The sequence below is a fragment of the Thalassospira sp. HF15 genome (assembly GCF_011806525.1).
Classification (GTDB): domain Bacteria; phylum Pseudomonadota; class Alphaproteobacteria; order Rhodospirillales; family Thalassospiraceae; genus Thalassospira.
This window is the reverse complement of record NZ_JAAVKI010000005.1, coordinates 318,661-336,523: the sequence shown is the minus strand read 5'-3', so window position 1 is coordinate 336,523 and position 17,863 is coordinate 318,661. Positions and strand designations below refer to the sequence as shown.

Sequence of the window (17,863 nt, the reverse complement as noted above, 5' to 3'; positions counted from 1 at the left end):
AGCGAGGATTGTCATGACTGATACGACTGTACTGGAACTTGTTTCACCGTCTGCCCTGCTCAAATCCGAGCCGGTCGAGATGGTCGTTGTTCCGGGCACGGACGGGAATTTTGGTGTACTGCCCAAGCATTCGCCGATGATCTCGACCATTCGTCCGGGTGTCATCGACATCTATGCAGGTGGTAAGGTTTCCGAACGTATCTTCGTTGCCGGTGGTGTTGCAGAGGTTAATCCCGAGCGTTGCACCATTCTGGCAGAAGAAGCTGTTCCGGTTTCCGATTTGAAAGCTGACGAGGCGCAGGCCCGTCTTGAAGCGGCAGAAGCCGATCTCAAGTCTGCCGAGACTGCACACGATAAAGCCAACGCCGAGCGTGCGCTCGATGTTGCCCGTGCACAGATCCAGGCCCTGACCAACTAATCGTCGGTTTCAGAATATCATTTAAAAAAGGCCGTCCTGATGGGACGGCCTTTTTTGTTGTTTGCATCCCAATTAAGGCTAGCCGCGCCAGCCAGCCTGGGCGCGCAGGCTTGATGCCTGCAACATCCAGCCGCCCGCGAACCCGCAGACTAAAACCAATCCAAATATGATCGCCGTCATCGGCCCAGCGACATCGGCGATTTGACTCGGATTGATGGAGCCGATGGCATTTGCCGCACCAACAGCAATTGTGCTCCCTGCAATCACGCCCACCAACCCACCGGTTGCAACCATCAAACCAGTTTCAAGAGCGCCGGTCTTGTTGATCTGATTGGGGCGAAGGCCAAGGGCGCGCAGCATGGCAAGCGCTTCGGTCTGTTGCTGACGCAGTGCAATCAATCCACAAACAATCACCAGCACCGACCCAAGGGTCGCAAGCATGGTCAATCCAATCAGCGCGGCAGTCACGCCGTCAAACAACCGGTTCAACTTTGCCAGCACCTCTTTGACAAAAACTACCGGCACATTCGGATAAGCGTTAAGTGTCGCATCGATGGCGGTTTTAGCGTGGGTCCCGTCTTGCAGGTTAAGCGCACTGATTACGCCATGATCAAAAACCGGTTCCATCGGCGAAAGCACAATCGGAAAATCGAGACCAAGGCGTGTCCAGTCGATCTGACGCAGGTTGGCAACCTTGCCCTCAAAGGGCTGTCCCATGATGTTCAGGGTCAGTCGATCACCAACCACTATCCCGATGGCTTGCGCAACGCCAGCATCCAACGAGAGAAGCCTTTGATTAAGGCTGTCAGCACGCCACCATTCACCGGCTGTCACCGGGTTTTGGCGCATGTCTGCTGTCGGCCGGTCAGCCCATGACATTCCCCGGTCCCCGCGCAGGAACCAGTGATAGCGCCTTGGCACATCTCCACGGGTCAGCGGCATTCCGTTCAAATGCGTCACCCGACCATGCAAGAAGGGCATCTGTGTCACAGCCACGACGGCATCATTGCTTGTGACATTGCTGAGAAAGGCGCTTTGTTCGGCTGGTGGAATGTCGAAGAACACCACATCGGGTGTTTGTGACGGCAGTACCGATTTCAGGTGTTGGCCTGCCAGCGAACCAAATAACAAGACCGCACACAGGCAGGTCATCGCCAGACCAAATGATGCCGTAATGGTCACGGTCGGCGCAGATGGCCGTGCGATATTGCGCAGCGCCAGACGCAGGCTGGGGACAAGCATGTGCTTTGTTGCCAGTTTCCCGGCCAGCGCACGGATCACGCGACCAAGAAGGACGAAAAGCCCCTGACAGGCGATCAAAAGTCCCAGCAACATAAAGCCAAACCAACCGAGATCGATCAAGGCGCCTGCAATGCCGAGCAGAGCAATTGCCAACACAGTCTTCAGCAGGTTGAGTTTGTTTGATCGGGGTATGGCCTGATTTGCGGTTTGATGGCGAAACAGACAGGCCGGAGAAGTCAGGCAGGCGTTGCGCACCGGTTTCATCGCAACAAGGGCAACGAACCCGAATACAAAGGCTGCAATCATCGGGCCATCGGTGAAATCCGGTTGAAACGCAAAACCAAGTGTATGACCAAGCATTGGGCCAACAGCCGCGCCAAGGATTGCTGTCAGGAGTGCCGCGATCAGTATGGCAACACCAGTGATGAGGCCAAGCTGCCAGATGATGCTGCCTGCGATGTCATGCGGACGGGCACCAAGACTGCGCAGCGTAGCAAACCGCGAACGTCTTGCCGCAAGGTCGGCACGCAGCGCATTGTGAATGGCACTTGTCGCAATCGCAAAGATCGCGATGCCCATCAGACTGACAAAGGATGATGCGAATTCCCCGATCCGTTCAAGCCCCGGAACCCCGTCCGCGGCATTGACGATGCGCCAGCCACTCTCGGGGAACCGGTCTTCGATGGCGGCAATGACTTGCTCGGGCGTTTGGCTGGCTTCCGGTGGCAGTTTGAGGTGTAAATACCAATAGACCTGTTTACCCGGTGCCAGAAGGGGACTGTCGCGATAACTCTCAAGTCCGACAATCAGGCGAGGACCGAGTGAGAATAATCTGAATTTGCGTTCTGGCTCTGCCACAATACTTGCACGCACCTGATGGCGGCGACCTCCGAGATCAAGACTGTCGCCAACACCAAGCCCGGCTTGTTCCAGCAATAACGGATCGACGACGATACCCGGAACACCATCCTTGGCGGCAAGCGCGTCATGAAGTGCGATGTCGGGTGACAGTGCAAGATTGCCAAACAGGGGATAGTTTGCATCAACCGCCTTTAGTTCCGACAGAACCGATGGTTGATCGTTTGCTGCCTGGGCCATCACCCGTTGTTCGATACTGATCCCAAGCGTGCCGAGTGTTTCAAGAAAGGCAATTTCATTGGCTGCCGGGGGGCGATGAAACAGGCGTAGCGAGATGTCACCGCCGATTGTCTGTTGGGCGGATTGGCGCAAGCCGTCGCGGACCGATTGGGTCAGGCTGACGGTAAGCAACAGAACTGTGGCCGCAAAGACAAGCGTTGCAAAAAGGATGGCAATGCCGATACCGGGTTTGCGCAATTCGCGCAAGGCAATCCGCAGGCTTGTTGGCATCGGCAGGGATCGGAAAAGCACAGATGTCGGGCGGGACACGGCAGTCTCGCTGCAGAGGGTTACGGCGTGGGGGTTAACGCCAGCCCCAGCCAGAATGACTCAATCATTTTCATCAAGTCGATGAATTCTGTCACATCGACCGGTTTGCGCAAATAGCAGTTTGCCCCGGCGGCATAGCACAAATCGACATCATGCTCGGCACCGGATGTGGTCAGGACGATGACAGGGATGGATGCGCAGTTCGGATCGTTGCGGATATCGCGCAGCATTTCGCGACCATCCTTGCGCGGCATGTTCAGGTCAAGAAGGATCAGTCGCGGACGCGGCGAATTGCGATACGGACCATCCTGCTGCAAGAATTGCAGTGCAGTGATCGCATCCTTTACATGATGCAATTCAACCGGTTGCTTGAATTCCCGAAGTGCTTCACGCACGAGGCGCGCATCACCTGGATTGTCTTCGATCAACAACAGGTTGTTTGTCGCGCCATTGTTTTGATCCGGCATGCTGATCCGCTATCCTTTGGGGTGACCACATATTGCGCAAGGTCATCCCTGAATTTTTGTTTCGTGAGCCTGTCAATATATTGATCCCAAAGAAAAAGATGGCCCCCACCATCAGAGAATATTCTTCGAAATCATATACATGATTTATTTCTTATCTATCCTTAAGTCTTATTTTCATACCGCAGCACGAACTTCAATTCAATAAGACTTCAGTAAAGTTGCAGATATTATCCGTAAGTATGATATATAATGGCTCAAACGAGCAGGAAAAAGGGTCCTGAGAAAACAAATTTCATCAGTATTTTTGCTGATAAATGCGCGCTCAGTTCGCGACGATGCCGATTTCGCGTGCTAGTGAATCGAATCGGGCCACCAGATCCGGCTGGTCGGAAAAGACCTCTCCGGCCTTTTCATAAGCAGCTTTTGCTTCGCTTTCTTGACCCAGCACCATATAGGCCTGCATCAGACGCGCCCAGCCATCCGGATCATTTGGTTCCGACTTAAGGCGTTCTGCCAGACCATTGACCATCGACATCACCATTTCCTGGCGCTGTTCGGGTGTCATTTCCTGGGCGGCAGCAATATCGGCCTGACTTGGACCGGGCGATGTGTTCTCGGCAACGTTCAGGCGCCCTTCGATATCAATCCCCTGGGCAAGGGCGGCTTCATTGATCTGTCGGACCACCATCGGCAACCACGGCGCATTGGCCGGTGCACCATTGGCAAGGGCGATCCAGCGATCAACAGCGGCAGCAACATTACCTTCCTGCGCATCGGCCAGACCAAGGTAGAACTGGATGCGCGGATCGGTGCTTGAGCTTTGTTCTGCTTCGCGCAAAACCCCGCGTGCGGTTGTATTGATCTGCCCATTGTTACTACGCACTAGGCTTTCAGCATACATCGCCAGATAATCGCCATCGCGTCCGGACCGTTTGACGGTTTCAAGAAACGCGGTCTGGGCTTCTTCTGGTCGCCCGAGCGCCATCAGACTGGCACCCAGCAATTCCCACGCACGCAGATCATCCGGGTTTTCCAAAAGCTTCTGCGACAGGTCACTGACGGCACGGTTCAGCACCGACTCACGGTCCTGATCGGCATTTTGCGCCATGCGCATGGCATTGATTTCATCAGCGCGGCTGGCAATCGGGCGATCGGGCATGGTTGGACTGCCCAGATCAAGATAAAGGCCAATCCCGCCGGCGATGAACAATACGATGAAGCCTGCGGCAATTGCACGCACCGGTGAACGGGCGGGCGCTTTGCTTGTTGCACCGTCACCGGTTTGTTGTTTTTTGATCCGCTGGTCGGCGGCGAGAATACGGCGTTGAACCTCGATCCGCGCCGCATTTGCCTGCTCAGAACTCAGCACCCCGCGTTCAATGTCGCGGTCAATCTCGGAAAGTTGGTCGCGATACACCGCAAGGTCACGCGCAATTTCGCTTTCCGGGCTGGCATACTCAGCGTCGGCTGTGGATGACGAGCTGCCAGCATCGTCATCGGCAGCCGCGGTTCGTTTGCTTTGGAAGATCGGCCACAGAATGAACCCCGCAAGCAGCAGGGTAATAGCGCCAAGAACAATCCAGATGGTCATAGTCGTTTCCTGTCCTTGGTCTTATTCGGCTGGAACCGCTTTGGCGGCAGTTTTTTGCGAGCGGGTCGGTGCGCCAATGCGATAGCGACGGTCAGACAACGACATCAAACCGCCAAACACCATCACAAGTCCGCCAGCCCACATCCACGGGATCATCGGTTTGACATAGAACCGCGTGATCCATTTGCCGCCTTCATCCTGATCACCGATCACGGCATAGATATCGCCGGTAAAGCTTGATTGAATGCCGGCTTCGGTGGTCGGCATGCCTTCCACCGTATAGACGCGTTTTTCCGGTGTGAGGATAACGGTGCGTTCGCCCGGGGTGGTGATGGTGATTTCACCCTCACGCGCGGCATAGTTCGGTCCCTGATATTCGCGCATATCAGACAGCGTAAAGGTATGTCCGGCAAGCTCGGTGCTTTCGCCAACGGCCAGTGACTGCACAGCTTCCTGGGTCCAGGCTTGTGATCCGGTGATACCGGCCACAACAATCGCCACCCCGGCATGGGCCAGCATCGTGCCATGCGCCGAGCGTGGCAGATTACGCATGCGCCGCAGACTGTTACCGAACGGTTCACGGAATAGTTTGATGCGCCCGGACCATTCAAGGATGGATCCGACAAACAGCCAAGTCGCCAGACCCATGCCAAACAGGGCAAAGGCCGGGCCACCCGACAGCCAAAGGGTCACCAGAACCACGACAACTGCGGCGGCCAGGGCGATCTTGAGTTTGTTGAACACGCCCAGAAGATCCGCTCGTTTCCACGGCATCATCGGACCAAATGCCATCGCAATGATTACCGGGGTGATGATCGGAACGAATGTCGAATTGAAGAACGGCGCCCCGACCGAGATTTTCTCGCCGGTTAACGTTTCCAGCAGCAACGGATAGAGCGTGCCCAGCAAAACCATGGCAGCAGCAATCGACAGCAGCACATTGTTGAAGATAAGTGCCCCTTCGCGCGAAATCGGCTGGAACAGTCCGCCGCCCTTCAATGTCGGTGCGCGCCACGCATAAAGCGTCAGCGACCCGCCCACCGCGATAAACAGCAGGAACAGGATAAACACCCCGCGCGTCGGATCAGTCGCAAAGGCATGTACTGATGTCAGCGCGCCAGAGCGCACAAGGAACGTCCCCAGAAGCGAGAAGGAAAACGCCAGGATCGCGAGAAAGATCGTCCAGCTTTTAAGCGCGTCACGCTTTTCAACCACGATGGCCGAATGCAAAAGCGCAGTGCCCGCAAGCCAGGGCATGAAGGATGCGTTTTCGACCGGGTCCCAGAACCACCAGCCGCCCCAGCCAAGCTCGTAATAAGCCCACCAGGAACCAAGACCGATACCCGCGGTCAGGAAGACCCAGGCTGCCAAGGTCCATGGGCGCACCCAGCGCGCCCAGGCCGGATCAACCCGGCCTTCGATCAGGGCTGCAACCGCAAAGGCAAAGGCCACCGAAAAGCCGACATAGCCGAGATACAGGAACGGCGGGTGGATCGCGATGCCCGGGTCCTGCAAAAGCGGGTTCATGCCCTCCCCGTCAAGCGGCGGGTTCAAGACGCGCTCAAACGGGTTGGAGGTCAGAACAATAAACAGGATAAAGCCAGCCCCGATCAGGCCCATCACACCCAGTACACGCGCAAGCAGGGTCGGCGGCAGGTTCCGGCCGAATGCCGCAACCGCGCCACCAAACAAAGTCAGGATCAGCACCCAAAGCAGCATCGATCCTTCGTGATTGGCCCAAACCCCGGTGATTTTATAAATCATCGGTTTGGAGGTATGGCTGTTGGCCAGAACGTTCAGGACCGAGAAATCGGAACTGACATAGGCATAAGTCAGGGCAAGGAAGCTTGTCGCCACCAGTGCAAAACACGCAAGCGCCAAACGTGGTGCGACAACCAGAAGGGCCGGGTCGCGTCGTGATGCCGCCAGAAACGGAATGGTGGATTGAGCCACTGCCATCACAAGTGACAGTATCAGGGCGTAATGTCCGATCTCTACAATCATATTATCGTTTCTCGTCCCTAGCAGGCTTTGCGGTATCTGTTATGTGCCCGGATGCAACATATAATCCCTTTAAAAAGGCTTGGAAACCTTGCGGAATATCAAATATGCGCTATTTGCTGCCCTGAGGCGGGCGAAAATATGGCAATAGACATTACATATTGTACGCAAACAGGCTATAAAACGGTGGTCAGGCAGCGTATTGGTAGGCCAGAGGTTGACAACCCATGAGTCAATGTCCCGTCATTGACATAGCGCAGAAAGAAACTTGGGCGCGTCGTGCAACGACGGCCTCCATTGTCATTGCTGCGACACTGATTCTGATCAAGGCTGTTGGCTGGTTTTTGACCGATTCCGTCAGCCTTTTGTCTTCGATGATTGATAGCATGCTAGACGTTGGCACATCTGTGATCAACTTCATGGCAGTGCGGTCTGCATGGCGCCCGGCCGACTATGATCACCGGTTTGGCCACGGCAAGGCTGAACCATTGGCCGGTCTGTTCCAATCCGCTTTCATGATTGGCGCTGCTGTTCTGGTTTTGGCCGAGGCAGCATCGCGCATCAACGAACCCAAGACAATTTCCTTTGCCGTCGAAGGCCTTTGGATCATGGGTGTTTCGCTGGTCATGACAATCGGTCTGGTTTTGCTTCAACGCAAGGCGGTGCGGATTTCCGGCTCTGCGGCGGTTGAGGCAGACTCCCTTCATTACAGCAGTGATATTCTGTCCAATCTGGCGGTGATGATTGCCCTGTTTGGCGGCATGTCTGGTTTTGCCTGGGCCGATCCGGCAATTGGCGGGTTGGTTGCAATCTTCCTGCTTTATTCCGCAGTCAAGGTTGGTCGCTCGTCCGTCAAGGTTCTGATGGATGCTGAGCTGCCGGAATCTGACAGCCAGCGCATCATCGAATTGACGATGAAAAACCCCGATGTGATTGGTATTCACCGTTTGCGCACGCGTTCATCGGGTGTGCACCGCTTTGCCGAGATCGAGCTGATCATGGATGGCGGCATGCTGATGCGTGAATCGCACACCATTTGCCATCATGTCATGGACAGCATCCGTGCGGAATATCCCGATCTCGATATCACCATCCATCCCGAACCGCCTGAAGACATTCATCTTGATGAATTCAGCGGCTACACCGAAGATCCGGAATTCTGGCATACGGGCCGGGCAAAACGCGCCGGTCAGCATGACATCCCGGTTAGTAGTAGTGGCGGTGAAGTCGCGGCCATGGGGCGTTAAACGCTCTTTCGGTTTGCAAAAAATGGAAAACGGCTGACATTTTTCAATGCCAGCCGTTCTTTGGCTTTTGGCGGAGCTGTCGTTGCGATTAATCCCAGCTCAGCGCACCACCGTTCTGATATTCAATTACCCGAGTTTCAAAGAAGTTCTTTTCCTTTTTGAGGTCCATGGCTTCTGACATCCATGGGAACGGGTTATCCACTTCTGCAAACACTGGTGCCAGACCAAGCTGTCCACAGCGGCGGTTGGCGATGAAGTGCATATATTGCTCACACAGTGCGGCATTCAGACCAAGGAAACCGTTCGGCATGGTGTCACGACCATACGCCGCTTCAAGTTCAGCCGCATCACGCAGCATGCCACGTACTTCTTCCTGAAACTCAGCCGTCCACAAATGCGGGTTTTCCGCCTTGATCTGGTTGATGACATCGATCCCGAAATTAAGATGGATGCTCTCGTCACGCAGGATGTACTGATACTGCTCGGCAATACCAACCATCTTGTTGCGACGGCCCAACGACAGGATCTGGGCAAAGCCGGTATAGAACCACATGCCTTCAAACACGACATAGAACGCGACAAGATCGCGCAGAAAGTCCTGATCACGTTCTGGCGTGCCGGTGGCAAAGTTCGGATCATCAAGATGCTTGGTGTAATCAAGCGCCCAAGCAGCCTTGTCAGTGATCGAGGGTACCTCGCGATACATGTTGAACAACTCGCCCTCATCAAGGCCAAGGCTTTCAACAATGTACTGGAAAGTATGGGTGTGAACCGCTTCCTCGAATGCCTGACGCAGCAGATATTGTCGGCATTCCGGGTTGGTGACATGGCGGTAGATCGCAAGCACGATATTGTTGGCGACAAGGCTTTCCGAGGCCGCAAAGAAACCCAGATTGCGTTTAAGCATCCGGCGTTCATCCTCGGTCAGGCCATCACGCGATTTCCAAAGTGCGATATCGGCCTGCATGGAAACCTCGGTCGGCATCCAGTGGTTGTTACAACCTGCCAGATACTTTTCCCAGGCCCAGCCATATTTCAACGGGAGAAGCTGATTCACATCCGCTCGTGAGTTGATCATCGCCTTTTCGCTGACCGAAACGCGACCGCCAGTACGGTCAATCTCGCCAAGACCGGTGGCATCGGTGCCCGCATCTCCGTCACCAGATGGTGCCAGAGATGCAGCTGCATTTGCAGTATTGTTTACGGAAGGGGTTTCTTCTTCGACCCAATCAAGCATGGTTTTCGTTCCCGTTTATGGTGTTACTGGCAGGCTTCGCAATCCGGATCGTCAAGGGAGCAGGCCTTCCCCCAGACTTCTCCGCCCGTGATGTCATCATCTTTTGGTTTGCTATCCACCACCGCAGATGTAGGCGCTGCTGGGCTTGGAGATGGCGATGCTGTCACGACGGCTGCAGGTGTCGGGCTGGGGGCTGCTGCAACCGGGCTGTTGCCAACCGCGTTCAGTTTGCCATCCGTGCCTTTTAGGGTTGATTTCTCAACATGGGTCGCGGCACTCGACCGCAGGTAATAGCTGGTCTTGAGCCCACGCAACCAAGCCAGACGATACAGGTTATCAAGCTTCTTGCCTGACGGGTTGGCGATATAAAGGTTCAGTGACTGTGCCTGATCCAGCCATTTCTGACGTCGTGCCGCGGCCTCGATCAGCCAGGATGAGTCAAGTTCGAACGCCGTGGCATAAAGCGCCTTGAGGTCGTCGGGGATTCGATCAATCTGACCAACACTGCCGTCATAGTATTTCAGATCGGAAATCATCACCTCGTCCCAGATACCCCGTTCCTTGAGGTCATGGACAAGGGCGGCATTGACCACAGTGAAATCCCCCGACATGTTCGACTTCACAAACAGGTTGCGGTAGGCCGGTTCAATCGACTGGCTGACACCGCAGATGTTGGAAATGGTCGCCGTCGGGGCAATTGCCATGGTGTTGGAGTTGCGCATGCCAATGGACTGAACGCGACCCCGAAGCGTTTCCCAATCCAGACGCTGGATACGATCCACATTCAGCTCATCGCGGGTTTCGGCTAGAAGTTCGATGGAATCAATCGGCAGAATGCCACGAGACCAAAGCGATCCGTCGAAGCTCTCGTAACGGCCGCGCTCTTCGGCAAGGTCTACGGATGCGGAAATGGCGTGATAGGAAATCGCTTCCATGCTCTCATCTGCGAAATCAACTGCCTGATCCGATGCATAGGCAATGCCCATCTTCTGCAAAGCATCCTGGAAGCCCATCAGGCCGAGACCAACCGGGCGATGGCGCAGGTTTGAATAGCGTGCTTCGGGGATGGTGTAGAAGTTGATATCGATCACGTTATCAAGCATGCGCATCGCGGTTTTTACCGTTTTGGCAAGCTTGTCATGGTCTAGACCGTTTTCGGTCACATGCGCCATAAGGTTGATCGAGCCAAGGTTACAAACCGCAACCTCATCGGCCGATGTGTTGAGCGTAATTTCCGTGCACAGGTTTGATGAATGCACGACACCGCGATGGTTCTGCGGGGATCGGATGTTGCAGGGATCCTTGAAGGTGATCCACGGATGCCCGGTTTCAAACACCATGGTCAGCATGCGCCGCCACAGATCAACCGCACGGACGGTTTTGAAATTGCTGATTTGGCCACTGTTGGCCCTGGCTTCGTATTCTTCATAGGCAGCCTTGAAATTTGCGCCATAAAGATCGTGCAAATCCGGGGTGTCATCTGGCGAAAACAGGGTCCACGGACCATCGGCCATCACGCGTTCCATGAACAGGTCCGGCACCCAGTTGGCGGTGTTCATATCGTGGGTGCGGCGGCGGTCATCGCCGGTGTTCTTCCGAAGATCAAGGAACTCCTCGATATCGATATGCCAGGTTTCCAGATAGGCGCACACAGCCCCTTTGCGCTTGCCGCCCTGATTGACTGCAATCGCGGTGTCGTTGGCGACTTTCAGGAACGGAACCACGCCCTGGCTTTGGCCGTTGGTGCCCTTGATATGCGCGCCAAGACCGCGCACCGGGGTCCAGTCATTGCCAAGCCCGCCGGAATATTTCGCCAGCAACGCGTTATCCTTGACTGACTTGAAAATACCATCAAGGTCATCAGGCACGGTGGTCAGGAAGCAGGATGACAACTGCGGACGGCAGGTGCCAGCATTAAACAGCGTTGGGGTCGATGCCATGAAGACAAAGGTCGAAAGCTGATCATAGAATTCGATCGCTTTCGCTTCGCGGTCGATCTCGCGGATGGCAAGCCCCATGGCAACCCGCATGAAGAAGGCTTGCGGCAATTCAAAACGCGATCCTCTGACATGCAGAAAATAACGATCATACAGGGTCTGAAGACCCAGATACTGGAAATTCAGATCGCGTTCCGGTTTGATCGCAGCCGAGATCTTTTTGAGATCAAATTTGGCAAGCTCGCCATCAATCAGCCCGGCCTCGATCCCGACCTTAAGGGCGGCGGGAAAATAGGTGGCATAACGTTCGCTCATTTCGGCCTGAGTGGCCTGTTCCGGACGGCCCGATACAAAGCTCAGTGCTTCAGCACGCAGTTTATCAAGCAGAAGCCGCGCACTGACATAGGCATAGTTCGGTTCGCGCTCAACAAGAGTTCTGGCTGCCATGATCGGGGCCAGCGCCAGCTCGCCGGTGGTCACGCCGTCATAAAGGTTGCGGCGCGTTTCCTCAAAAATCGGGTCGCTGCTAACCCCTTCAAGCTCGCCGCAGGCTTCTGAAATCACTGTGGTCAGGCGGGCGAAATCAAGCGGTGCCTTGCTCCCGTCCAGCTGGGTTACGTTGATCTGTGGGGCATCGGGCTGTTTCTTTTTCTTGCGCGCATCAAGTTTGGCGCGCTCACGCGCGCGGTCTTCGCGATACAGAACATAAGCGCGCGCGACCTTGTGGTGCTCGCTTCGCATCAGAGCGAGTTCGACCTGATCCTGAATGTCTTCGATCTGAAGGGTATGGCCCGGTGCAACGCGGCGTAAAAGGGTGGTGGTTACCTGTTCGGCAAGTGCATCGACAATGTCATGGACACGATGCGAACCCGATGCGGTTTCGCCCTCTGCGGCAAGGAATGCCTTGGTCAGTGCTGCCTTGATCTTGGCAGGGTCAAAATTGGTCACCGAGCCATTGCGACGAATGACCTGAAATTCGGTTTGCGATTGTGGTAATGGATTGGAAACGGCTGGCCGTTCCATTTCGACAGTTGCTGACATCGTTAGCCCCAATTTTTTGGGGGCAAAGGCCAAACGGAGGTATGCAGGGATGGATGGCAACAAATTGCCAGATCGCAAGCACTCCACCGGGACACCCCGCCCGTGAATGTTAACTCATGCTCACGGCAGGTCTCCTGGCTTGCGGGTCAATGCGTCTTTCAACCTTCCCGAAGTATCCAAGGACTTCAGTGGTTATTTTGCGAAAGACGCTCTCCGCTTACAGTTGCGGGGGCAGCTCCGGATTTGTTTGAAAAAGGCTCAAACGCACCGAATTCCCTCTTAGCCTTCGTGCCAACTCTGTGGCCGACGCGAAGGACCGTGATGTCCAGATATTGGGTCCGGTGTGCACTTTTCGTCAATATATATGTTTTCTTGACAGATTTTCCCATGTTGCGCGATTTGCCGCGAAGCCAAGAATTTCTGCCAAACATATCTGTTGGAAAAAAAAGTGGCGGGCCCCGAAAGGCCCGCCTTTTTCTTCTTTGGTTTGCTGTGTCGGGACTTGATTTCGAGGCTTAAAGAACCGTCAGCATGCTCGCAACCAGCGGGTGACGGACAATGTCCTTGTCGCGCAGCTGGACGCAGGCAATGTCATCCACATTTTGCAGGCGGTCGGACATTTCCGCCAAACCGGACATTTCCGGCAGAAGGTCGGTCTGATCCGGATCACCGGTCAGGATCATGGTTGAATTCCAGCCAAGGCGGGTGACCAGCATCTTGAGCTGCCCGTATGTGCAGTTCTGGGCCTCATCAATCACCACAAAGGCATTGTTGAGTGTCCGGCCACGCATATAGCCGATCGGGGCAATTTCGATCGTCCCGTCGGAGATATAAGTCTTAAGGCGCTTGGCTCCCAGACGGTCATTCAGCGCATCATAAAGCGGGCGAAGATAAGGTGCCATTTTGGCTTCGACATCACCTGGCAGGAAGCCGATATTCTCCCCGGCTTCAACTGCCGGGCGGGCCAGAACAATGCGGGCGATGTCGCCGTTATCAAGGGCCTCGACCGCCTTGGAAACCGCGATATAGGTTTTGCCGGTCCCGGCCGGGCCAAGGGCCATGACCAGATTGAAATTATCAATGGCATCCATCAGGGCTGCCTGGTTTTCACTTTTCGGGCGGATGTTGCGGCGGTAGCTTTGATCGCGTTGTTGTCCTTTCTGTTCTGGTTCGCCAAGTGGATGCCAATCGGCATTCTTTTCATCAAACAGCTCATGAACATTGGTATTAGACTGTTGCGGACGGTTACGACGACGTGCTGCGCGCTTACCCATGACAATCACCTCAACAAAGTTGCCAAAAAAGCAAAACGCGCCATTCCGTTATGGAAAGGCGCGCATTCAGTTTTCATCTTGCGATGGAAGTGGCGGTAGGAGTTTCCGCCGGTCACAACATGTTGCATGTGCGATCCGGGGGGCGAAAATTCTCGGTTTAAGACGCTTTTTCGCGGCACTCGGGAACCCCTCCTGCGGTCCAGTTATTGACCGTTAATTGGAATCGTACCCCTATATGCAGTGTCTTGTCACGGGTTTTTGCGCGATTAAATTTTCGTGAAACAGGATTGTGAGTCTTTTCAGTTATTTATCCCGCATCTGCGAAAGAAGTTTTTTCGATCAACTCTGCGTTGACGCTGCCGACCGCCTTGGCAGGGCGGCACTGATCACCCAGGCCAGCGTCAAAAACGCAATCGATGTCACAAGGCATCCAACCAGCCCGCCATAAAGATACGCCACGCCCGAAAGCACGGTGCCGGTCAAACGCCCGATGGCGTTGGACATGTAATAGAACCCGACATTCATCGCGACCTTGTCCCCCTCGGCATAGGCAAGGATCAGATACGAATGAAGTGATGAGTTAATGGCAAAGACAATCCCGAACACCAGCAACCCGCCCAGAACGGCAAGTTCGGGGGCGAAGTCCCGTGTGATGGCCATGGCAATAATTGCGGATACGGCAATAAGTGCGGCAATCCAGATTTGCGCGGTTCTGCCATCGGGCTCGCGGGTTTTCGCACGCAGCATCTTGGGTGCAATTGCCTGAATGAAGCCATATCCGATGACCCAAAGCGCCATGTAACTACCGACCTCGATATGGCTCCAGCCAAGCTCGGATGCCAAAAACACCGGCAACCCGACGACAAACCAGATATCGCGTGATCCGAACAAGAACAGTCGGGCCGCGGACAGCACATTGATCTTGCGATCGCGCGAAAAGACGTCGCGGAATTTCGGTTTCATCGCGCCGGCCGGACCTGCCATCGTAGACCCAAGCGATAAGGCAACCGCCATCAGTGTAAGTGCAAGGCCTGCTGCCATCGCAAGCAACGCACCGGAAAAGCCAAGCCAGGAAAGCAGCGCACCACCCATGAAAAAGCCAATGCCCTTCAGCGCATTCTTTGACCCGGTCAGAAGGGCCACCCAGCGAAAAAGTGCCCCTTCGGCATGGGCAGGTACCAGAACCTTGATCGCCGATTTGCTCGACATCTTGGTCAGGTCCTTGGCGACACCCGATGCCGCCTGAAGGCCCATGACATAGGCGACGGATATGGCTGGCAGCCAATCGGGGTTGGTAAATGATAGCGCGGTCAGGGATGCGATTTGCAACGATAGCCCGGCAAACAGGGTAAAGCTCAATCCGCGCGCTTGCGCCAGCCAGCCGCCCACCAGATTGGTGACGATCCCGGCCACTTCATAGAGGATGAACAAAAGTGCTATTTCAAACGCCGAATAGCCCAGCGCATGAAAGTGCAACAGCACCAGCATGCGAAGCGCCCCGTCGGTCAGGGTAAAGCCCCAATAGGCTGCGGTCACCAGTGCATAGTTGCGGATTGCCGACGACATATTGCTATGACCCCAAAAGGTTCTGCGCGACTTTGGCCGTCAAATCTGCCATCCGGCAGACATATCCCCATTCATTGTCATACCAGGCCAGAATTTTAACCTGCCGCTTGTCAATCACCATGGTCGATGCTGCATCGATAATCGAAGATCGACTGTCATTGAGATAATCAGCACTGACCAGCGGGCGCTCCTCATAACCAAGGATTCCGGCCAGATAAGTTTCGGATGCCTCGCGCATCAGGCGATTGACGGTCTCAGCATCGGTGTCTTCGGCAACTTCAAACACGCAATCGGTAAGTGACGCATTCAGCAACGGCACGCGCACGGCAATGCCGTTCAGCTTGCCCTTCAGTTCCGGGTAAATCATCGTGATCGCAGTGGCTGATCCGGTGCTGGTCGGGATCAGCGATTGCAGGCAGGATCGCGCGCGACGCAAATCCTTGTGCGGCAGATCGACAATCGTCTGGGTGTTGGTGACGTCATGAATGGTGGTGATCGATCCATGAACGATGCCAAGCTTTTCATGCATGACCTTGACCACCGGTGCCAGACAGTTGGTCGTGCAGCTTGCCGCAGTTAAAAGGTGATGCTGGGCCGGGTCATAAAGATCATCATTGATCCCATAAACGATATTAAGCGCGCCTTCCTTGACCGGGGCGGCAAAGATGACTTTTTTCACACCCTGATCGAAATAGGGCTGAAGCGTTTCGGGCGTTTTGAACTTTCCGGTGCATTCCAGAACAATGTCACAGCCCATGCCAACCCAGTCGGTTTCACCCGGGGTGGCATTTTCACTTACGCTGATTTTGTGGGTCTGATCGATTACGACCTGGTCGTCGATGCAGGCAACGCTGTTGCCCCAACGACCATGTACCGAATCAAATTCCAGTAAGTGTGCGGCAGTAACGGCGCCGCCCTTGATTTCGTTGATATGGACAAATTCAAGGTTCGGGTGCCCCCAACCGGCGCGCAGCACCAGACGCCCCATGCGGCCAAAACCATTGATGCCAATGCGAATTTTGCGGCTCATCTCAGGGCTCCGTTACTGTGAAACATTTGATGACGGGAACCAGCCACGGGTGCGGTTGGCAATCGCCACAAGTGATAGCATGACCGGCACTTCGACCAGCACACCGACAACGGTGGCAAGCGCAGCACCCGATGAAAATCCGAACAGACCAATCGCCGTTGCTACAGCCAGTTCAAAGAAGTTTGAGGCCCCGATCATTGAAGACGGGGCGGCGATTTTGTGTTCCACGCCCAGAAGCTTGTTGGCGACATAGGCGATGGCGGCAATGAAATAGGTCTGCAAAATGATCGGCACGGCCAGAAGGGCGATGATCATCGGCTGGGCAATGATCTGCTGTCCCTGAAAGGCAAACAGCAAGACCAGTGTGCTCAAAAGCGCGATCATCGAAACCGGTTTGAGTTTGGCGTCAAAATCATTAAAGGCCGCGACCCCGCCTTTCATTACCTGACGTCTGATGATCTGACCTGCAATCACCGGAATGACGATAAAGGCCACGACCGAAATGGTCAGTGTTTCCCAGGGGACGGTGATCGCCGAAATACCCAGCAGCAACGCCACAATCGGGGCAAAGGCAAAGATCATGATCGTGTCGTTCAACGCCACTTGGGTCAGGGTAAAGTTGGCATCCCCCTTGGTCAGGTGCGACCAGACAAAAACCATTGCCGTGCAGGGGGCTGCCCCCAAAAGGATCAGACCGGCGATATAGCTTTCAATCTGCGCTTCGGGCAGAAGCGGGCGGAACAGAAAGCCGATAAACAACCAACCAAGCGCTGCCATGGTGAACGGTTTGATCAGCCAATTGACGCCAAGCGTGACACCGATTCCCCGCCATTGCCGACCGACTTCATGCAGGGCGCCAAAATCGACCTTCATAAGCATCGGTACGATCATCAACCAGATCAGAACCGTCACAGGCAGATTGATCTCATAGGCGGTCAGATTGCCAATTGACTGAAACACGCTGGGGAACATCTCGCCCAAGACGATGCCGACCACGATGCTGACAGCGACCCAGATGGTCAGAAAACGTTCGAAAATCCCCATCTAGCAGCATCCTTTTTTATCGGCGGTGGCTGAGCGGGCCGGCAGTCCGCACAGTTCGGGTTGTCCCTGACAGCAATCATCGGCAAGGAACCCCAAAAGATCGCGCATCGCTTCGGGCACGATCCGGTAAATGATCGACCGGCCTTCGCGCTGACTTGTGATCAGTCCCGCCTGACTAAGGGTCGTCAGATGCGAAGACATGGTGTTGTGCGGAATGGACAATTGGCGTGCCAGTTCGCCCGCGGCAACGCCGTCCTTCCCGGCCCGGACCAGAAGCCGAAAAGCCGCAAGCCTATGTTCCTGTGCCAGTGCGCCAAGGGCGCTGATTGCTTCTTTTGTTTCCATATGTCGGGAAATATCG

At 54.9% G+C, this 17,863-nt stretch carries 13 protein-coding genes and 1 riboswitch; of the genes, 2 read left to right on the top strand and 11 right to left on the bottom strand.

The annotated features are described in order from the left end of the window. The first annotated feature begins 13 nt into the window (after window positions 1-13). Window positions 14-418 (top strand): ATP synthase F1 subunit epsilon, encoded by a 405-nt coding sequence (gene atpC, locus HED22_RS13490; protein WP_167723039.1) that lies wholly within the window; start codon window positions 14-16, stop codon window positions 416-418. A 78-nt stretch (window positions 419-496) separates the two neighbouring features. Here atpC and HED22_RS13485 read toward each other — a convergent pair whose 3' ends face one another. From HED22_RS13485 to HED22_RS13470, 4 genes are all read right to left on the bottom strand, one after another. Continuing rightward, the gene (locus HED22_RS13485; RefSeq protein WP_167723037.1) at window positions 497-3,067 is read right to left on the bottom strand and encodes an FtsX-like permease family protein; all 2,571 of its coding nucleotides are present in this window, start codon (window positions 3,065-3,067) and stop codon (window positions 497-499) included. Window positions 3,068-3,087: 20 nt separating this feature from the next. Further along, window positions 3,088-3,534 (bottom strand): response regulator, encoded by a 447-nt coding sequence (locus HED22_RS13480; RefSeq protein ID WP_167723035.1) that lies wholly within the window; start codon window positions 3,532-3,534, stop codon window positions 3,088-3,090. 322 nt (window positions 3,535-3,856) lie between these two features. Beyond that, a complete protein-coding gene (gene ccmI, locus HED22_RS13475) occupies window positions 3,857-5,125 on the bottom strand; it encodes a c-type cytochrome biogenesis protein CcmI (protein WP_167723034.1) in 1,269 nt (422 codons plus the stop codon). A 21-nt stretch (window positions 5,126-5,146) separates the two neighbouring features. Further along, window positions 5,147-7,129, bottom strand: a complete 1,983-nt coding sequence (locus HED22_RS13470; protein WP_167723032.1) for a heme lyase CcmF/NrfE family subunit — start codon at window positions 7,127-7,129, stop codon at window positions 5,147-5,149. A gap of 224 nt (window positions 7,130-7,353) precedes the next feature. Here HED22_RS13470 and HED22_RS13465 point away from each other — a divergent pair, with 224 nt between their 5' ends. Next, window positions 7,354-8,373, top strand: a complete 1,020-nt coding sequence (locus HED22_RS13465; protein ID WP_167723030.1) for a cation diffusion facilitator family transporter — start codon at window positions 7,354-7,356, stop codon at window positions 8,371-8,373. A gap of 88 nt (window positions 8,374-8,461) precedes the next feature. Here HED22_RS13465 and HED22_RS13460 read toward each other — a convergent pair whose 3' ends face one another. The 7 genes from HED22_RS13460 to HED22_RS13430 form a co-directional block, all read right to left on the bottom strand. Then, the gene (locus HED22_RS13460; protein ID WP_167723028.1) at window positions 8,462-9,610 is read right to left on the bottom strand and encodes a ribonucleotide-diphosphate reductase subunit beta; all 1,149 of its coding nucleotides are present in this window, start codon (window positions 9,608-9,610) and stop codon (window positions 8,462-8,464) included. Window positions 9,611-9,633: 23 nt separating this feature from the next. Then, a complete protein-coding gene (locus HED22_RS13455; RefSeq protein WP_167723026.1) occupies window positions 9,634-12,588 on the bottom strand; it encodes a ribonucleoside-diphosphate reductase subunit alpha in 2,955 nt (984 codons plus the stop codon). 106 nt (window positions 12,589-12,694) lie between these two features. Then, a riboswitch (cobalamin riboswitch) is annotated at window positions 12,695-12,924 on the bottom strand. A gap of 179 nt (window positions 12,925-13,103) precedes the next feature. Further along, window positions 13,104-13,862 carry a PhoH family protein gene (locus HED22_RS13450; protein ID WP_167723024.1) on the bottom strand — a complete coding sequence of 253 codons (759 nt, stop codon included), beginning with the start codon at window positions 13,860-13,862 and terminating at the stop codon, window positions 13,104-13,106. A 339-nt stretch (window positions 13,863-14,201) separates the two neighbouring features. Further along, window positions 14,202-15,428: an organoarsenical effux MFS transporter ArsJ gene (gene arsJ, locus HED22_RS13445; protein ID WP_167723022.1), complete on the bottom strand. Its 1,227-nt coding sequence runs from the start codon at window positions 15,426-15,428 to the stop codon at window positions 14,202-14,204. 4 nt (window positions 15,429-15,432) lie between these two features. Beyond that, window positions 15,433-16,458: an ArsJ-associated glyceraldehyde-3-phosphate dehydrogenase gene (locus HED22_RS13440; protein ID WP_167723020.1), complete on the bottom strand. Its 1,026-nt coding sequence runs from the start codon at window positions 16,456-16,458 to the stop codon at window positions 15,433-15,435. Between the two features lie 12 nt (window positions 16,459-16,470). Next, window positions 16,471-17,502 (bottom strand): ACR3 family arsenite efflux transporter, encoded by a 1,032-nt coding sequence (gene arsB / locus HED22_RS13435; protein ID WP_167723018.1) that lies wholly within the window; start codon window positions 17,500-17,502, stop codon window positions 16,471-16,473. After that, entirely contained in the window at window positions 17,503-17,847 is a 345-nt protein-coding gene (locus tag HED22_RS13430) for a helix-turn-helix transcriptional regulator (protein ID WP_167723016.1), read from the bottom strand. It lies immediately after the preceding gene. Window positions 17,848-17,863 lie beyond the last annotated feature (16 nt).